The sequence below is a fragment of the Stenotrophomonas sp. 59 genome (genome assembly GCF_030291095.1).
In the GTDB taxonomy this organism is placed as follows: domain Bacteria; phylum Pseudomonadota; class Gammaproteobacteria; order Xanthomonadales; family Xanthomonadaceae; genus Stenotrophomonas; species Stenotrophomonas maltophilia_Q.
Genome location: NZ_CP127408.1, coordinates 3,826,834 through 3,845,519 on the forward strand (window position 1 = coordinate 3,826,834; position 18,686 = coordinate 3,845,519).

General features: G+C 65.2%; 14 protein-coding genes. 5 read left to right on the top strand and 9 right to left on the bottom strand.

What is annotated here, in order from left to right; genetic code table 11:
* The first annotated feature begins 63 nt into the window (after window positions 1–63).
* From QP552_RS17615 to fhuE, 3 genes are all read left to right on the top strand, one after another.
* On the top strand, window positions 64–546 hold the full coding sequence (locus QP552_RS17615) for an Lrp/AsnC family transcriptional regulator (RefSeq protein WP_286074184.1): 483 nt from the start codon (window positions 64–66) through the stop codon (window positions 544–546).
* Window positions 547–623: 77 nt separating this feature from the next.
* The gene (locus QP552_RS17620; RefSeq protein WP_286074185.1) at window positions 624–1,175 is read left to right on the top strand and encodes a M23 family metallopeptidase; all 552 of its coding nucleotides are present in this window, start codon (window positions 624–626) and stop codon (window positions 1,173–1,175) included.
* A 176-nt stretch (window positions 1,176–1,351) separates the two neighbouring features.
* Window positions 1,352–3,511, top strand: a complete 2,160-nt coding sequence (gene fhuE, locus QP552_RS17625) for a ferric-rhodotorulic acid/ferric-coprogen receptor FhuE (RefSeq protein ID WP_111112838.1) — start codon at window positions 1,352–1,354, stop codon at window positions 3,509–3,511.
* A 65-nt stretch (window positions 3,512–3,576) separates the two neighbouring features.
* Here fhuE and QP552_RS17630 read toward each other — a convergent pair whose 3' ends face one another.
* From QP552_RS17630 to QP552_RS17640, 3 genes are all read right to left on the bottom strand, one after another.
* A complete protein-coding gene (locus tag QP552_RS17630; protein ID WP_286074186.1) occupies window positions 3,577–4,758 on the bottom strand; it encodes a hypothetical protein in 1,182 nt (393 codons plus the stop codon).
* Window positions 4,759–4,883: 125 nt separating this feature from the next.
* The gene (locus tag QP552_RS17635) at window positions 4,884–7,745 is read right to left on the bottom strand and encodes a TonB-dependent receptor (protein WP_286074187.1); all 2,862 of its coding nucleotides are present in this window, start codon (window positions 7,743–7,745) and stop codon (window positions 4,884–4,886) included.
* 245 nt (window positions 7,746–7,990) lie between these two features.
* Window positions 7,991–8,410, bottom strand: coding sequence for a biopolymer transporter ExbD (locus tag QP552_RS17640; RefSeq protein ID WP_111112842.1), 420 nt, complete (start codon window positions 8,408–8,410; stop codon window positions 7,991–7,993).
* Window positions 8,411–8,589: 179 nt separating this feature from the next.
* On the opposite strand from QP552_RS17640, the gene QP552_RS17645 reads away from it, so the two are divergent.
* Both QP552_RS17645 and QP552_RS17650 read left to right on the top strand, forming a co-directional pair.
* On the top strand, window positions 8,590–10,575 hold the full coding sequence (locus tag QP552_RS17645; RefSeq protein ID WP_286074188.1) for a transglycosylase SLT domain-containing protein: 1,986 nt from the start codon (window positions 8,590–8,592) through the stop codon (window positions 10,573–10,575).
* A gap of 37 nt (window positions 10,576–10,612) precedes the next feature.
* Window positions 10,613–11,833, top strand: a complete 1,221-nt coding sequence (locus QP552_RS17650) for a multifunctional CCA addition/repair protein (RefSeq protein ID WP_286074189.1) — start codon at window positions 10,613–10,615, stop codon at window positions 11,831–11,833.
* A 97-nt stretch (window positions 11,834–11,930) separates the two neighbouring features.
* Here QP552_RS17650 and QP552_RS17655 read toward each other — a convergent pair whose 3' ends face one another.
* The 6 genes from QP552_RS17655 to QP552_RS17680 all read right to left on the bottom strand — a co-directional run bounded on the left by QP552_RS17655 (window position 11,931) and on the right by QP552_RS17680 (window position 18,645).
* Window positions 11,931–12,338, bottom strand: a complete 408-nt coding sequence (locus QP552_RS17655) for a hypothetical protein (protein ID WP_286074190.1) — start codon at window positions 12,336–12,338, stop codon at window positions 11,931–11,933.
* A complete protein-coding gene (locus QP552_RS17660; RefSeq protein ID WP_286074191.1) occupies window positions 12,335–13,288 on the bottom strand; it encodes an RHS repeat-associated core domain-containing protein in 954 nt (317 codons plus the stop codon). The genes QP552_RS17655 and QP552_RS17660 overlap by 4 nt, the downstream gene beginning before the upstream one ends.
* Before the next feature lie 138 nt (window positions 13,289–13,426).
* Window positions 13,427–13,861, bottom strand: a complete 435-nt coding sequence (locus QP552_RS17665) for an SseB family protein (RefSeq protein WP_049429399.1) — start codon at window positions 13,859–13,861, stop codon at window positions 13,427–13,429.
* 49 nt (window positions 13,862–13,910) lie between these two features.
* Window positions 13,911–14,246 (bottom strand): hypothetical protein, encoded by a 336-nt coding sequence (locus tag QP552_RS17670; RefSeq protein WP_286074192.1) that lies wholly within the window; start codon window positions 14,244–14,246, stop codon window positions 13,911–13,913.
* A 3-nt stretch (window positions 14,247–14,249) separates the two neighbouring features.
* The gene (locus tag QP552_RS17675; RefSeq protein ID WP_286074193.1) at window positions 14,250–15,254 is read right to left on the bottom strand and encodes a S41 family peptidase; all 1,005 of its coding nucleotides are present in this window, start codon (window positions 15,252–15,254) and stop codon (window positions 14,250–14,252) included.
* Window positions 15,255–15,618: 364 nt separating this feature from the next.
* Window positions 15,619–18,645: an autotransporter outer membrane beta-barrel domain-containing protein gene (locus QP552_RS17680; protein ID WP_286074194.1), complete on the bottom strand. Its 3,027-nt coding sequence runs from the start codon at window positions 18,643–18,645 to the stop codon at window positions 15,619–15,621.
* Between the last annotated feature and the right edge of the window lie 41 nt (window positions 18,646–18,686).

The window sequence follows — 18,686 nt, forward strand, 5'->3', positions numbered from 1 at the left end:
CTATTGCGCCGGCGTCGAGCACTTGGCTCAATTGACAGCCTGTTCGTGCAACTTCTGCTCGCCATGGCCACTGCCCCCGTGCTCGACAGTTTCGACCGCGCCATCCTCGACCTGCTGCAGCGGAACAACGCCCTGCCACAGCGCGAAATCGCCGAGGCCGTGCACCTGTCCACCCCGGCCGTGCAGCGCCGGATCAAGCGCCTGCAGGACAGCGGCGTGATCGCCGCCAACGTGGCGGTGGTCGCCGCGGCCAAGGTCGGGCGCCCACTGACCATCATCGTCGAGGTGCGCGTGGTCAGCGAGCAACGTGAACGCGTGGCGCCGTTCAAGCGACGCGTGCAGGACGACCCTGCGGTACAGCAGTGCTACTCGATCACCGGCGATGGCGATTTCCTGCTGCTGCTTTCGGCCGCGTCGATGGAAGAATACGAGGCCATCACCGAGCGATTGTTCGGCGGCGATGACAACATCGAGCGCTTCCGCACATCGGTGGCACTGGGCACGCTGAAGCGGAGTTTCGAGGTGCCGCTGCTGCCGGTGCCGTAGCGTCGAGCCATGCTCGATGGCTTTGGGACCGCAGGGCAACAGCAGTCGAGCATGGCTCGACTCTACAATCGAGAACCATGAGCACAACGCCGTCCCCCGCCCGTCGCCTGCGCCGCTGGTTGCTGCGCGGCCTGTGGCTGGCCATTGCCCTCGTTGCCGCGTTGATGCTGTGGAACAGCCCATGGGCGGCCGCGCCGAAGATGCTGTGGGCACTCTCGCGGATGCCGCCGGCCACCGAACTTCCGGTGCCGGTGGAGGGCGTCCGTCCCCGGCAGATCGCCGATACGTTCGGCGCTCCGCGCGGCCGTGACCGCTCCCACGCCGGCATCGACATCTTCGCCAGGCGTGGCACACCGGTGCGCAGCGCCACGGCCGGTGTCGTCGCGGATGTCAGCGAACGCGGGCTCGGCGGGCGCCAGGTCTGGGTGATCGGGCCGGCGCGCGAACGCTACTACTACGCCCACCTGGACGACTGGGCCGAAGGCCTGGCACGCGGCCAGGTGGTGCAGCCCGGCGATCTGCTCGGGCATGTCGGCGACAGCGGCAACGCCAAGGGCACTCCGCCGCACCTGCACTGGGGCATCTACGGCACCGACGGCGCGCGCGATCCACTCCCGCTGCTGCGCTGACCCAGCCCGCATCCGGATCACCGGATCGATTCGTTCATGATTTGTAAATAGGAATAGTTCGTATTACCATTTCTTTCGTTTCCGGTAGCGCCAGGACGGCCTGCCCGCCCTCTCCCTACCCGTAGCGCCTCGCCTCCTGGATGCCGGCCGATCGCGCGTGCTCGCCCAGGACCCCCATGAACCGTTCCGCCTTCCGTACCCCGCAGCCGCAACGGCTGTCCGTTGCCGTGCTCGCCGTTCTCTGCGCCGTGGCCCCGGCCGCCTTCGCCGAAACCGCCGCCGATCCGACCACCCTCGACAAGGTGGTGGTGAAGGGTGAACGCGCCGAAGGCTATTCGGTGCGCCGCACCTCGGCCGGTACCCGCTTCGACCTGGCCCCGCGCGAGATCCCGCAGTCGATCAGCATCATCAGCCACCAGCGCATCGAAGATCAGAACCTGGACGACATCATCGACGTGCTGGCCAATACCACCGGCGTGACCAGCACCCAGTCCGACAGCGAGCGCACCGAGTTCTACGCGCGCGGTTTCTACATCGATGCCTACCAGTTCGATGGCCTGCCCACGCAAATGGTGCAGAACTGGAGCTACGGTGATTCCGGCCTGGACCTGGCGCTGTACGACCGCGTTGAAGTGGTGCGTGGTGCCACCGGCCTGCTCAGTGGTGCCGGCAATCCGTCCGCATCGGTGAACCTGATCCGCAAGCACGCCGACAGTGCCGAACTGGCTGGCAGCGTGTCGGTGAACGTCGGCAGCTGGGGCCGTACCCGCACCACCGTTGACGTGGGCAGCGCGCTGAACGCCAGCGGCACCGTGCGCGGCCGCGTGATCGGCAGCTATCTGGACACCGACGGCCAGATGGACCGCTACAACCAGCGCAAGACGCTGGGCTATGCGGTCATCGACGCCGACCTGACCCCCGACACGCAGCTGAGCGTGGGCTACGACTACCAGCAGAAGCGCGCCAATGGCGCCACCTGGGGTGGCTTCCCGATGCTGTACTCCGATGGCTCGCGCACCGGCTACGACGAATCGTTCAATGCCAGCCCGAACTGGACCTACTGGGACACCACCAGCAAGCGCGCCTTCGCCACCCTGCAGCACGCCTTCAGCAATGGCTGGAAGTTCAAGGTCGGTGCCACGCACGATGAGACCAAGGCTGACGACAAGCTGTTCTACCCGGCCTACAACGACTGGACCACGGGCGCATCGAACTTCGACAAGACCACCGGCGCGGGCATCTCGCCGTCCGCGGGCTTCTACAACACCGAGCGCAAGGTCACCGGCGTCGATGGCTACGTTGATGGTCCGTTCCAGCTGTTCGGCCGCGAGCACCAGTTCATGGCAGGCCTGAGCTACAACAAGCGCGAGTACGCCAACTACGGCGACTACCAGGTCGGCGGTGCCGGCCAGACCTGGGATCCGTTCGCAAGCTATCTGAACTGGACCGGCAACATCAGCGAGCCGAACTGGAACCCGCTGGCACTGGCCAGCGAGGGCACCATCACCCAGAAGGCCGGCTACGCGGCCGCGCGCCTGTCGCTGGCCGATCCGCTGAAGCTGATCATCGGCGCCCGCTACACCGACTGGAAGAGCGAGGGCGAAGGCGCCGACCGCGCGCACAAGGTCACCACGCCGTACGCCGGGCTGGTGTTCGACATCAACGGCACGTACTCGACCTACGCCAGCTACACCGAAATCTTCCAGCCGCAGACGCTGAAGGACCGCAACGGCAGCTACCTCGATCCGGTCGATGGCAAGAGCTACGAAGTGGGCGTCAAGGGCGCATGGTTCGACAACCGCCTGAACGCCTCGCTGGCGGTGTTCCGCATCGAACAGGACAACGTCGGCCAGGCCACCGGCGAGCCGGTGCAGGGCAGCCAGAACGAGTTCGCCTATCGCGCCGCGCGTGGCACAGTCAGCCGTGGCTTCGAGTTCGAGGTGAACGGCGAACTGGCACCGGGCTGGAATGCCACCTTCGGCGCATCGCGCTACGTGGCCAAGGACATCAACGGCGCCGACATCAACACCAACCTGCCTCAGACCGCACTGAAGCTGTTCACCAGCTACACCCCGCAGTCGCTGCAGGAGCTGACCGTCGGTGGCGGTGCCAACTGGCAGAACCGCATCTACTACCCGGTGCCGGCCTACGGCCGCATCGAGCAGAGTGGCTATGCACTGGTCAGTGCCTTCGTGCGCTACCGCATCTCGCCGGAGTTCAGCGTGCAGGCCAACCTCAACAACCTGCTGGACAAGAAGTACCTGTCGCAGATCAACGGCTACGGCGCGTTCGGTGATGGCCGCAACGGCTCGCTGACGTTCACCTGGTCGTTCTGATGCAAACAGCGCCGGGTTGATCCCGGCGCTCACAGCACGTGGAAAGCTAGGCCCGGACCAATGCCTCAGTCAAATATCATTTCACTGAAGAATAGGTCACCGTAATCAAGGCGCGAATGATTGCCTTCAGTGACGATGGAAATTGCCTGCTCACCTGGAGCCACTTGTTCCAGCACACTTCGGACATCCCTTTTGTCCTGAGAAAACTCAAGAACTGCAGGAGCGCTGATACCTCTGCGTATTGTTAGGCGACGGGCAATTTCCCCTGAGTCCAACTTAATCGCAGGGATCTCAACCTGCACGGTCTTCACTGAGAACGCCCCCTGATCTTCCTGCCTGAGCCCCTCCAACTCCAGATCCAATTCTGCCTGAACCGCCCGCCAACGATCATCTGGATCAGACATGGCACTACGCCGCTCCATTGGCGTAAGTAATTTCATCTCAGTGTCACCCATACCTTGCGAATCCGGCCAAGCTACTTCGAACGCAAGACGCGAGAATCCGGACAAATTAATCGCCTTAGCAAAGCTAAGTCGCTTCATGACCTCCTGAGCCCTGCCCTTATTTCTTGCGTTAACAACAGTGAGTGCCGGCGGCTCTGGATCAACCACAACTATCCTCGAGGAGGATCGACTTCTTTCATCACTGAGCAGTACACCGATGACAAGGCTTTCCCCACGCAGCCCTCCCTCAATGCGGATCCCCTTCTTCTGCTCCTTACCCGTAGCCATAGCCCGATCAAGATAGGCTCTTCCGCTCTGCGTACCTTTGCACTCGAGTACATGCATGAGCCCGTTCTTATCTTCAATGACAAAATCCGGACACTTCCCAGGACCAACCTTAGGGATTTTCTTCTTACTCTTCCTCACCCCCATGTTGCCTATGAACTGACGGCCATCAACAATATTCTTCGCCCCACCGAGTTGTTCGACCAGCCAATTTACAGACAGGGCAACTCCAAAGTCATCGCTGAGAATCCCTCGCTGGTGCGGATCCAAATTTGTGAACGGAAGACTTATTCGAAGATCGTCGGTAGCAGCGCACGCAGAAAAATATCTGACGCATGCCCAGTACATCTCTGGCGACCCTGCAGACAGCCCATTTGGCGAAGTTAGCGCACCAAGGAGAAGCAGGGACTGACCAATGTCGACTATTTGCTTTGGCTGCGCCTTCACCCCCCATGGCGGCACAGGCTTCTTCTTCCAACTCTTCTCGTTGACCTCGACCAAGATCTCTTTGGAGAACATGTCGTTCCTTGACTGGAAGGTTCGACGACAATTTAGCGCTATCGAGATGACCCTGCCAACTTCATGATTCTCATCATCGTCAAAAAATACCGGCACCGGAATTACCCCGGCACCGGCACTTCATACTAGAACCGCAGATCCGCGCGCAGGTACCAGTAACGACCACGCGGGATGTCGTAGGTCGAGGCGTCATAGCCGTTCAACGAGCACGACAGGCAGATCGGCGGATCCTTGTCGAACACGTTGTTCAGGCCGGCGGTCAGCTGCAGCCCCTTCATCCAGTCGATCTTGTAGCCCACCTGCATGTCATGGAAGGTGGTGGCCGACAGCGTGTTGGTGCCCGCAGCCTGGTTGCTGCACACCGGGAAGGCCGCGGCATCGCCGCAGTTCTCGGTCAGCTCGGAGATGTGCCGCACCGTCCAGTTGGCGCTCCAGCGGTCCATCGTCCAGCCGATGCTGGCGTTGCTGGTCCACTCCGGAATCGAGCTGTCGGCCACTTCCACGCCCGGCTTCTGCGGCTGCTTCTGCCCGGCCGCACCGGTGGCCTCGTAACGGCCGACGAAGGTGTTCTTCCACGCCAGCTTGAACTGGCCGATGGAGGTCTGCGGCAGCGTCCAGAACAGATCCACGTCCCAGCCGTCGGTCTTGATCGACCCCAGGTTGGTCAGGCGGTTGTTGAAACTGCTGACCGCACCGGTGCTGGCACGGGTGATGCCGTTGCAGTAGACCGGGTCCAGCGTATCCACGCACAGGTCCAGCTGGGTCTGCGCGTTGATCGCCTGGATCGCACCGTCGATGGCGTGGCGGTAGAAGGTCACTTCAACGTCGAAGCGTTCCGACCACGAGGCATTGTTGCCGAACCACGGGCTCCACACGAAACCAGCACTGAAGCTGCGCGAGCGTTCCGGGTCCAGCTCGCGGTTGCCGCCGGTGGTCACCGAGATCTGCGAGTTGGCCTGCTGGAAGCCGGCCGGCACGCCCAGCGCGGCACAGTTGGCCGCGCTGCCACGCGGCGGCGTACCGCCCAGGCCCACCGAGCACGGATCGAACAGCTGCAGGTCGGCACGTGCGGCCGAGCCGTACAGTTCACCGATCGACGGTGCACGGAAGCCCTCGGCGTAGGTGGTGCGCAGCACGAAGTCATCGGTCACCTGCCAGCGCAGGCCGTACTTGGGCGTGAACTCGCCACCGAAGGTGGAGTAATCCGAATAACGACCGGCCAGGCTCAGGTCCAGTTTCTTGCCGAACGAGGAGTCGGCGAAGATCGGCACGCTCAACTCCAGGTAGGCCTCGTTTACGTCGTAGGAACCGGAGGTCGGCTGTGACGGCACGCCGTTGTAGTGGCCGATCACCGTCAACGGATCGGGCTGGTAGGAGCCCTTGTACTTGCGGTACTCGAAGCCGGTGGCGAAGGACACCGGACCGGCCGGCAGCGAGAACAGCTCGCTGGACAGGTTGGCGGTGAACAGGCTCAGCTCGTTCTGGCTGCGGTCGCGCACCACCGGCTGGATCCACTTCAGCATGTCCGGGGTGATCGAACCGACGCCACCGAAGATGTTCAACGGTACGCAGCCGGCAGTGGCGGCGCACACCGCCGGATCGCCCAGCGCCATGTTCACCTTGTAGATGTCATAGCTGCCGTAGTTGGTCTGTTCGGCCTTGTTCTTGCTGTACATGCCGTTGACGTCCCAGTACCAGCTGCGGTCGGCGGCATGGAAGTCACCGACCAGGCCGGTGGCGAAGTAGGTGGTGTCCACCTTCTGCTTGAACACGCGCGCACCGCCTTCCACCGGGCGACGACCGATCAGGCTCATGTTGTCGCCGGAGACCAGATCGAAGCCGAACGGGTTGTACGGGTTGAGTGCGGAGACGGTGATGTTGTCGGCCAACGGATTGCCGGTGGCGCCATCGGGGCCGAAGAACAGCGGCTCGGGACCGGCCTGGTTGGTCGACTCGCGGCGGTTGCCCAGCGCCTTGATGTACCACTGCACATTGTCGGTGATGTCGAAGCGGAACTGGCCGAACAGGCCTTTGCGCTCCGACGGCGTCAGCACCATGTTGTATTCGGCGAAGTTGAAGCGGTCGGCAGTGGTGAAGCAGTGGTAGTCATCGCTGCGGTTACAGCCGGCACTGCCGTCGTACCGCGGGTTGCTCACGCCGGTGTTGGGCACGATGTTCTGCGACGCGCCGGTATTCGGATCGACGAAGGCGAAGCGGCCCTGCGGGATGCCACCGCTGCCGAACGCCAGGCCGGTACCGGGAATCGGGAAGCGCGACTGCTCGCGGTCCTTGGCGAACACCGGGTCCTGCTTGGTCCAGCTGGCGCCCAGGAACAGGCTGAAGCGATCGCCACTCTTGCCCCAGGCCAGGTCCACGCCCTTCTGCGTGCCGTCGCCCTTGCTGTACTCGCCGTAGTTCAGCGTCACCTGGCCGCCATCGAAATCGCGGCGGGTGATGATGTTGACCACGCCGGCGATGGCATCGGAGCCGTACAGCGACGACGCACCGTCCTCCAGTACCTCGATGCGCTCGACGATCGCCAGCGGAATGGTGTTGAGGTCGGTGGCCGAGCCCACACCGGACGCCGACGATTCATTGACCCAGCGGATGCCATCGACCAGCACCAGCACGCGCTTGGCACCCAGGTGGCGCAGATCGACCTGCGCTGAGCCGGCACCCACGCCGCTGCCATCGGGCGGGAAACCAAAGTTGCCGGACGAGTTGAACTTGGCGTTGAGCGCGGAGCCGGAACCGGTGAGCTGCTGCAGCACCTCGCCGATCGAAGTCAGGCCGGTGCGTTCGATGTCGCCACGGGTCAGTGTCTGGATCGGCACCTGGCCTTCGACTTCAGCGCGCTTGATGCGGGTACCGGTGACCTCCACCGCATCGAGGTTGGTGGTGGATTGCCCAGCGGCACCCAACGGTGCCAGGGCCGTCACGCACAGCGCGACGGCAACCGCCAACGGGCGGTGATGCAGGTGAATCATTCGCTCTCTCTCCAAAGGAATGTCGGGACATGGACTGCCGCGCTCCCCCCTGCATGGCGGCAGCGTCTCCTTTGTAAACAAACAGTAAAAACCACGGCGTGATGATCGACACTCTTTCACGCGGATTTGACGCAGTTGACGGCTGATTGCGTCAAATGACGGAATATCCAGACCGGACGGTACTGTTCGTCACCGCGCGCACCACGGTGGCTACGACAGCGCGAGCCGAATGCCAGGGAGTCCTGTTACCGCGACGGGTCGTTCAGCGCGACCACACGCAGGCCGTGCTGATTGACAACCCGCAGCACCCGGATCAGGTCGCCGTAATCGGTGCCATCGGCGGTGACCAGGCGCACTGATGGTTGCCGCGCCTCGGGCAGCTTCCGGGCCTGGGCAAGCACCTGCAGCAGCGCTGCATCATCCAGTGGCCGATCGTTCCAGAACAGGCCACCGACGGCGTCGATACGCAGATCAATCGGGACGGGCGTCGACTGCCCCAGGCCGGGTGGGCAGGCGGTACGTTGCTGGAACGGCTGGATGACAGCCGTGCTGGCCATCGGCAGCGTGGTGATCACCAGCGCCAGCAGCACCAGCAGTACATCCACCAGCGGTGCCAGGTTGATGTTGGCGATCAGCACATTCGCCGGACTGGCTTCGTATCGCATACCGCGCTCCATCGCAGGAAGAGCGGCCCGTCAGTGGCAGACCGCACATTGCGGGGATCATCGCACGAACGCCGTGCGGGCCCGGTATCGCCACCCCGCCCGGACCGCGACGATCAGGCACGCCAACGCCACCCCGGGGCGTGCACACAATGCGAAACTGAATTCAGCCAGCCCCCGCTATGCTGATCGCCATGACCCGACGCACTCCCACTGCCCTGTCCTTGCTGCCCTTGGCCACCACGCTGCTGATCGGCTGCGCCAACGCCCAGTCCCTCGACGCCCAGAACGCGCAGCTGAAAGCCGCGATCGCTGCTGCCGAACGCGGCCAGTTCGATCCCGGCCAGGCCGGTGCGCTCAGTCGCCACCCGGCCTATGGCTGGTTGGAGTACGCCAACCTGCGCCGCAACATCGACACGGTCGATACCGCGCAGGCCCAGGCCTTCCTCAAGCGCTACGACAGCCAGGCCGTGGCCACCACCTTCCGCAGCGTGTGGCTGCCTTCGGTTGCGCGCCGCCAGGACTGGCCGACCCTGCTGGCCAACTGGGCCCCCACCGACAACGTCGGGCTGCGCTGTGCGCAGCTGACCGCACGCCAGGTCACCGGCAAGGTCGATCCGCAGTGGATCAACGAAGCACAGGACCTGTGGCGCAAGAACGGCAAGTCGCTGCCGGACGGCTGCGACGCGGTATTCGCCGTGCTGCAGGCACAGGGCGGCCTGAGCGACGCCCTGCGCTGGGAGCGCATCGATGCCGCCGCCGACGCACAGCAGCCGGCGGTGATGCGCAGCGCCGCACGCGGCCTGCCCGCGGCGGACCTGGCGCAGGCCAACAGCTACGCCGCCTTCGTCGACAAGCCCAACGCCAGCGCATTGAACTGGCCGCGCAACGAGCGCAGCCGGCGCATCGCCACCGATGGCCTGGAAAAGCTGGCCAAGGCCGACCCGGGTGCCACCGAACAACAGCTGCCGCAGTACGCGCAGGCCCTCGGCCTGAGCGCCGCCCAGCAGGGCCAGGTGCTGTACCAGATTGCCCTGTGGACCGTGGCCTCCTACCTGCCGGATTCGGCGCGCCGTCTCAATGCGGTGCCCGAATCGGCCTATGACGAACGCCTGCACGAATGGCGTGTTCGCGAAGCAATGTCGCGCGGTGACTGGCCGGCGGCACTGGCCGCGATCCGCAAGATGGGCAGCAAGCAGCGCAGCGATTCGCGCTGGGCCTATTTCGAAGGCCGCATGCTGGAGAAAACCGGCCAGGCATCGCAGGCACAGCCGTTGTTCCGCGACGCCGCGCGTGCGCCCACCTTCCACGGCTTCCTGGCTGCCGACAAACTGCAGCAGGGCTACACGCTGTGTCCGTGGAAGCCGAACGACAGTGCGCAGGCACAGGCGGTGATCGCGCGTGACCCAGCCATCCAGCGCGCGATGGCGCTTTACCAGATCGACCGCACCGGCTGGGCCGTGGCTGAGTGGAACAGCGCGCTGTCGCGCTTCGATGACACCCAGCGCCGCCTCGCCGTGCGCGTGGCGCAGGACAACGGCTGGTTTGATCGCGCCGTGTTCGCACTGGGCAAGCAACCACAGGAGCAGCGCCTGTACGACCTGCGCTTCCCGCTGCACCACGACGCCACCATCCGCCGTGAATCAGCACGCAATGCGATCGACCCGGCCTGGGTGGCCGCGGAGATCCGCGCTGAAAGTACCTTTACCCCGCGCGCGCGCTCGCCCGCCAATGCCATGGGCCTGATGCAGGTGCTGCCGGCCACCGGTGCCGGCGTGGCCAAGTCGATCGGCCTGACCGGCTACGGCGGCGCCGACAGCCTGTACGACCCGGACACCAACATCGCCATCGGCACCGCCTACCTGCGCCAGCTGATGAACAAGTACGACGGCCTGCCGTACGTGACCATCGCCGCGTACAACGCCGGCCCGACCCCGACCGCGCGTTGGCAGGGCCAGCGTCCTGGCTTTGATCCGGACCTGTGGATCGAGACCATCAGCTACAAGGAAACCCGCGAGTACGTGGCCCGCGTGCTGGCCTTCAGCGTGATCTACGACTGGCGCCTCAATGGTGATGCCCTGCCGCTGAGCGACCGCCTGATGGGCCGCCTGGTGGACAAGCGCAAGAGCTTCAGCTGCGCCGCCAACGCCGACCAGGGCGGGGATTGATCGCCCGATGACGGTAGCGCCGGGCCATCATCCCCCCATGAAGATCTATCTTGTCGGCGGCGCCGTGCGCGACCGCCTGCTGCAGCGCCCCGCCGGTGACCGCGACTGGGTCGTGGTCGGCGCCACGCCCGCGCAGATGGAAGCGCTGGGCTACACCGCCGTGGGTCGTGATTTCCCGGTGTTCCTGCACCCGGAAACCGGTGAGGAATACGCGCTGGCGCGCACCGAGCGCAAGTCCGGCCGTGGCTATCGCGGCTTCGTGGTCGATGCCGATCCGGCAGTAACGCTGGAAGACGACCTGCAGCGCCGCGACTTCACCATCAACGCCATTGCCTGCGACGAAGACACCGGCCATCTGGTGGACCCCTACGGCGGCGTGCGTGATCTTGAACAGCGTGTGCTGCGCCACGTCGGCCCCGCCTTCGTCGAAGACCCGCTGCGCGTGCTGCGCGCGGCCCGCTTCATGGCGCGCTTTGCGCCGCTGGGCTTCACCGTCGCGCCGGAAACCATGGACCTGATGCGCGAGATCGCCGCCAGTGGCGAACTGGATGCACTGGTGCCGGAGCGGGTGTGGCAGGAACTGCGCAAGGTGCTGGTCAGTGCGCAGCCTTCGGCGTTCCTGCGCACACTGCACGATGCGCAGGCGCTGGGTCCGATCCTGCCCGAGCTGGAAGCGCTGTACGGCGTGCCGCAGCGTGCCGAATTCCACCCGGAAGTCGACACCGGCATCCACCAGGAAATGGTCAGCGACATGGCTGCCAGGCTGGCGCCGGGCGATGACCTGGTCGGCTTCGCTGCCCTCACCCACGACCTCGGCAAGGGCCTGACACCGCCGCAGGAATGGCCGCGCCACATCATGCACGAGCAGCGCGGCATCAAACCGCTGAAGGCATTGTGCGCGCGGTTGAAGATTCCCACCGAGCACCAGCAGCTGGCCGAAGCGGTGTGCCGCGAGCACTTGAACGTGCACCGCATCGACGAACTGCGCGATGCCACCGTGCTGGAACTGCTGGGCCGCTGTGATGCGCTGCGCCGCCCCGAGCGCGTGGCCCGCATCGCGCTCTGCTGCGAGGCCGACAAGCGTGGCCGCCTCGGTTTCGAGAACGCCGACTACCCGCAGGGCGAGACGCTCAAGCGCCTGCACCAGGCGGCACTGTCAGTACAGGCGCGGGATCTGGATACCACCCATCTGAAGGGCCCGGCCATCGGCGAAGCGCTGGCCAAGGCGCGGGTGAAGGCGATCGCCGCCGCCCGCTGATTCTCAACGGCCGTACCGGCCGTGCGTGGAGCGATACAGGTAGTGCCGGCCGCTGGCCGGCAACCACCGGCATCCACCCCGGTTGCCGCCACAGGAGTCAGTTCCCACCCAGCTCCTGGACTTCAATTGCCACGACATTGCATCCACCCAGCAGCACGGTCCCTCGGGATCGCAGGTCCCCGATCAGTTTCCCCCTGATGGTCGCGTAGGCACCAGAGCGTCGTTCAATCTGGTCAATCATGCGCTTGGGGATCAAAAGCGACACACAGCTTGCTTCACTGTTGTACCGGCGGTACTCCGCTTTGCTGTCCCAGATGCCACGATCCTCGAACTGTGCCACCAGGTAGCCGCGAAGCTCCACCTGGGACCCATCCAGCTCCGCGCTTCCCTTGATGGCCTTGCTTGGCAGCAGCGCCGCCGGGTTGGAGGAAGGTGCTTGCCCGGAAGTGGCACACCCGGCCACGGTTGCGAACAACAGGAAAACGCCAGGCAGGAACCACTTCATCGCCCACTTCCTGGCAGGTAGAACAGCTCCTGCTGCTTGGTGATGTTCTGCTGGATGAGCCGCTGCTCGGTCGGCGTCATGCGGCCCTGAATCATCCGGAATTGCACCTTGCCGTCGACCAGCTCACGCACGCCGACCCGCGAACCCGTGCTGTCCACCGTGATGTTGGGAACCCCCGGGCTCACGAGGGGACCGGAATCACCTGGCGTCAGCCGATCCACCAGGCCACTCTCCTCGAGATGGCCGTGCATCACAGCCACGGTATCGGCGGTCGGCGTCAGTTCCGCATAGAACCCGGAAGCGTCCGACGAGGTCGCCATTGATGGATCCACCCGGATCGACTCGGTTCCGTTACTGCTTGCCTCGATGGTGACGGCCTTCTCCCGGTTGCCACTACCGACTCTCACCGAGTCGGTGTTGGCCAGAGCGGTCTTCTCCGTCTGCGCGGAAAGCTGGATGTCCAGGCCACTTGATCGGCTCTGGTCGAAACGCCTGGCATCGATGCACGTGGACCGGCCGGCCCCTTCCGGGCATCGCCCATCCGGATCCGTGAACCGGTAGGGATTTCCGTTGGCGTAGCGGTAGCGGTTGAACTGCCCGACCGGCTGTCCATATGCCGTCACCGGGTCCACCGACAGGAATACTCCCAGCTGTGGGTCCATGTACCGCTGCTGCATGTAGCTCAACCCTGTGGCCGCGTCGCTTACATGCCCTGTATAGCCGGGGCCATCGGCCGCCCTTTCACCGATCGCGGCTCCGTAGGGCTCGTAGTCATAGCGCGTGATGATGACGCCCGCCCCGTTGGTTTCAGCGACAACCGACCCGAGGGCGTCGGTATGGACGTAGGTGACGACCTGTGCGCCGGCAGTGGCGCTGTACATCAGTGAAGTCGATGCGAACAACGCCAGCCGCAGCTTAGAAGCCACCATTCCGTTCTCCAGCAAGTCCATCCTGAACTGCCTCCCCCATGAGCGGGGGATGCCCCCCTGGGTCCGCACGTGCCCACTTTCCCTGTCGCTCGCCTGCCCCGCCCGTTTCGTGCAGAGCATCGCAGTGGCATGCACCCCTTGCCGAACGTGGTTCCTGGCTCAGTGCGCCATGCCGCGGGTGATCGCCGCCGCACGCTGCTTCAGCTGGGCCACGGCATCGGGAATCATCTCCATGCCCACGTCCAGGCCCGGGTTCAGCACCAGGCCGACGCCGTCGCCGATCCCGGCCAGCAGCGCGTGCACCGCGATCGGCATGGCGTGGGCGAACTGCGGCAGCTGCTCATGCCACAGGCCGGCGCGCTCGGGCGCGGTGAACACCGCGAACATCGGCTCTCCGCTTTCGCTGGTCAGCACCAGCGGCGAGATGCTCTCGTCCCAGGCACCGTCTTCGCCGATGGCCTTGTCCAGCAATACGAACGCCGTCGAGGTCAGCAGGCCGTCGAGGAACTGCGACGCGGTCAGCGTACCGTCCTGTGCCTGCAGCAGGCGCACCTCGAGGTCGTTGAGGGGGTCGAACGGGGTGTCGTGGTCCATGGTCGGTTCCGGTACGTGATTGCAGGGCAGACTTTAACAGGCCCAGTCCTCAACCGATGTATCCGTGCCGCCACATCCACCCGGCGGACGCCAGCCCGGCCATCCCCACCAGCATCAGCGGCAGGCCGAAGCGGTGCCGCCATGGAATCGGCACCCCACCCAGCTGCTGGTCCATGGACTCGGTGTCCAGCACCCAGCCGTGTTCGCAGCGGGTGCAGGCCAGCTCGTAGCGGCGCTGATAGGTGAAGCCGAACAGCAGGTCGATGCGCGCCATCCTGTAGCGCAGCTGGGGGGCGAACTCGGTTTCCGTCCCACAGCGCAGGCAGTGGTGGGCTTCGGTGGGGCCGACGATCAGCACCCGTTCCTGTTGGCCGATCAGGATCATGGATCAGCGGCCCTGGCAGGCGGGCTGGGCCAGCAGCCATTGCTGGGCGGCGGCAAGGGTGGCCGGCCCGCTGGCCGTAGCTTGATCCGGCTGCATTCTGCCACCGTCGCCCTGCCCGTTACGATCGGTCATCACGTTGTGGGTCAACAACAAGGTGGTACCGTCCACCAGCGTCGTCGGTCGATTGCCGGTAGAAAAGCCCGCGCTCGGCTGACCGAAACTACGACTCCCCGGTTGCCCTCGAAACGCGAGTGCCACTGCTTCGCCCGAGCTTGCAGTGCCTGCCCCCATCACCACCGCCACCGGTGCCGTGCCCGCACGCAACCGATACGCGCCCTGTCGTGAACGCAGCATCGAGGCATTGCCTTGCACGACTTCACCTTCCGCCTGCCGCCACCACAGCAATCCATCGGCACTACGGAAGGCGCCGATCAACGCCCCCTGTGTATCCTGCGTTCCATGCAGCAATGGCAACAAACCAAATAACATCGGCCACATGTTGCCACCACCATTGCTGCTTACATCCACTACCCAGCCGCACCGCGTGCCGTCATCCAGGCCAGCGATACGCCCCTGCAACGCCAGCGCGTAGACCTTGCGTGCTTCATAACGTTCCGATTCGCTGCGTTGCAGGTCTTCCACGAAGGGGCTCACCCGAAGCACGCCGATGCGGGGATTGGCATGACTGGGGGCAGCGAGGTCCGTCGCCTGACCGGCATTCAAGCGCTGAGCACGTTCGGAGCGCTGACGCTGCTCGCTTGGTGAAAACCAACGGCCATGGCCTCCGCTGCTGCGTGCGGCGGCCTCGTCCAGAACACGTCGCTGTTGGGCGCGGTCATCGCCTGCCGCGTTCAGGCGCGCGCGCACGTCGTTCCAATCGACGCGACCACGGTACAAGGACTGGGTTTCCAACAATTGCAGCATCTGCTCACGCGCTTCGGGCGACGGCAGCTCCACTGTCTCCTCTCCAACTGCGGCCGAAGATGAAAGCAGCAGCATGGTGAGCATGGTGGCACGAACATTCCTTAGGTCCAGCATCGACGACTCCTTGTCATGTATCGAAGCCGTAGGATAGCCGTGCTGGGATCGAACTCGCCACGCGCCAGTGTTCTGTAGAGCCGAGCCTATGCTCGGCTTGGGGAAACTGCGACTGAAGCAGCCGAGCATGGCTCGGCTCTACAGAGTCATGACGGCGGTAGGGTTCGTGTCGACCAAGGTAGACGCCTACAAGAGCGGGTCAATGGCGTCGGTTGGGGATGTGTGCCGACCAAGGTCGGCACCTACCAGAGCAAGGTCATGGCGCCGGTGGAATCTGTGTCGACCAAGGTCGACACCCACCAGAGCGGGTCATGCCGCCGGGCATGGCCCGGCGCTACCAGTCCGCGCGCAGGCCGATGTTGCCTTCGATGGTGCGGCGCTTGTCGTTGCGGTCGCCGCCCAGTTCGCGGGTGTAGTCGGCCACCGCATAGGCGCTTATCGTGCGGTTGAAACGCCCGACCACACCTACACCGGCCTCCAGCGCGCGCGAACGCTGCGAATTGATGATCACGTCGCCGTCGAAGCGGATGCGGTCTTCGCCGGAACGGCCATGCCAGTAGTTGAGCTTGAAGTAAGGCTGCCAGCCGTTGTCGGCCAGCCGATAATCGCCGGCAAGGCGCAGGCCGATGCGACCGGTCCAGGCGTTGTCGTTGTCGAAGCGCACGGTCGAGACCACATCGCGGCGGTCGTCCAGCGACGTGCGTTGCCAGATCACCTGCGCCTGCGGTTCCAGCCACCATGCAGACTGACCGAACTGCAGCAGCGGCTTGCCGGCCTCCACCGACACGCTGGTACCGTCGCCGCTCACGCCGAAGCCCAGCCCGCGCGAGGAACGCACGCGGCCGTCATAGCGGCTCTGCATCGCCACCGCGTCGATGTAGCCTCCGCGGCTGTCGGTGAGCGTCCAGTACAGGCCCACATGCTTGTCGTCCAGCCGGTTCTGGCCCACCTGCACGTTCTCCCAGCCCAGCGCCAGGCCGGTGGTCCTGCCCTGCGCGCGGGTACGGCCGACGAACACGCCGATCTGGTTGCGATGGTTGTCGGAAGCAGCGGCCCACACATCCAGACCGGCCTGCACGCCCATCACATCGCCATCGAAGCCGGGCTGTGCATCGCCCTTCCAGTGGATCTCGCTGCTCTGCCCCACCAACCGGCCCCAAGCGGTGCGGAAGGCGCCCTGGTTGTACAGCAGGCGCTGCTCACCCTGGCGTTCGTGGAACGTGCCGAGGCTGGCCAGCGAGGTCTCGCGCAGCAACGGAGGCACCACGGCATAGGTAGCGGTTTCCACGCGGTACAGCGGCACCACTGCGCCTTCGGCCGGACGCGCACCGGGTGTCGGCGGCGTGCCGGTGCCGGGCAGCGCCCCACCGGCCACCGGCACATCGGGCACCACCGGGTCACTGGGCGGTGCCACCGGTGCGGGTTCCGGCGGCGGCGGCGGCGGTGCGGTCTCGCCGGCGGTCAGGTCCGGGTCGATGGCACCCTCCGGCGGCGGTGGCGGCGCAGGGGTGATCGGTGGCGGCGGTGCCACCGGCGGCGTCAGCGGTGGCGGCGTGGCGGTGCCATTTCCATTCGGTGCGGGGGTGGGTCCAGTGACCAGGGTCGAGCGCAGGTACCAGTTCTCGCTGGTACCGGCACTCACTCCGCCCTTGAACAGGAAGTACTCGTAGGCACCGGCCGCCACCGGTGCGAACAACGAGAACGCGCCAGGCGCGGTACTCGCGCCGTTCAGCGCCTGCACCACCAGGATGCCATCAGCCAGCGTGGCCGCACCGCCGCCGCCTGCATTGAGGATGCCGATGCCGGTGCTGCCTGTGGCCATGCCGCCATCGATCACCAGCCGGTCGCTGGTCGAGCTGTCCGCGCCCAGCACCGTGCGCAGGTACAGGCCGCCGCCGTCACCACGATAGTTGCCACGCACGGTGAACACATCGCCCGCGCCGGTGCCGGTCAGATCGATGCGCCCGGCGTTGACCATCTCCACCAGTGCGGCGCTGTTGAACGGACGGATGGCATGCCCACCGCTGCCTGCATAGACGGTACTGGTGTCATCCACGGTAAGCATGCCGGTGCCGGATGCGCTGTCGCCCAGCACCAGATCGCCATCGAAGGTCAGTTCGGTGCTGTTGGCCAGGCTGATCGTTTCCCAGTTCTGGAAGCGGCCGACGCCAGCGGTTTTGACGTTGTTGAGATTGAGCTGGTCCACGCCGCTGCCACCATCGAACAGCGGTACCGCGCCGAGGTTGCCCTGGTTGAGGTTGCCGAGATTGGCGACGTCATTGTCCGGGCCCATGTCGATCGCGCCGTAGACAATGCCACCGCCATTCCAGTTGAAGGTGTCGTTGCCGGTGCTGAGCAGCACCTGCCCGCGCACGGTGCCGTCGGTGATGGTCACACTGTCACTACCACCGCTGACGCTGATGTTGCCGCCGATGTAGGCCGTGCCCGAGATGATGATGGTGTCGGTATCGAAAGCCGTTACCACGTTGCCCTCAACCGTACCGCCTGACTGGTCCCACAGGTTCTTGTCCAGCTTCATGTTGACGCGGCCGATGCGGCCACCGGTCATCCAGGCCTGGTCGCCATCCTCGAACGCGCCGATGATGCGACCTCCGCTCATGCGGAAGGTATCGATGTTGTCGCCCTGCTGCAGCGCGCCGAGGGTACCGCCGGTCATGATGAAATCATCGCGGCCGCTACCCTGCGCCACCACGCCGGTGACGGTGCCGCCGCTGACCGTCATCTGGTCATCGCCCGTGCCCTGGTCGACGCTGTCGATCGTGCCATCGACCAGCAGCAGCACATCGTTGCCATCGCCCTGCAGCACACCGCCGGTGATGCTGCCGGCCTGCATCTCGAGGCGATCGTTGCCGGCACCGAACTGCACACCGGTGCGCCCGCTGATCGTGCCGCGGTTGACCAGCACGCTGTCACCGGCACCGACGAACTGCAGGGCCGTGTTGTTGCCGGTACTGATGCTACCGGTGTTGTCGACACGGCTGCCGCCACCGAGCTGCACGGCCACGCCGCCAGCCGAACTGATCGCTCCCAGGTTGGACAGCAGGTGCCCGCCGGCACCGACCAGGGCGATGGCACTGGCGCCGCCGCTCTGCTGCAGCTGCGCACCGCTGGCGACATTGATGGTGATGCCGGCCGCGCCCGTGGCGGTGATCGGCACCATCTGTGGGTTCGGCGCGTTGGCATCACAGGTGACGGTCTGGCCCGCAACGGGAGCGACAGTGTCACAACCAGCCCAGGCCGCGCCGGCGGTCAGCAGCATGATGGACGGGACGGTCAGGGCCTGCAGCACGGAAACGGCAAGGCGGCGCGGGTGGAACGCGCGGGGGACGGTACGGGACATACAACACTCCTGGGCCGGGCAGCAGGAATCGAGGATGTTTC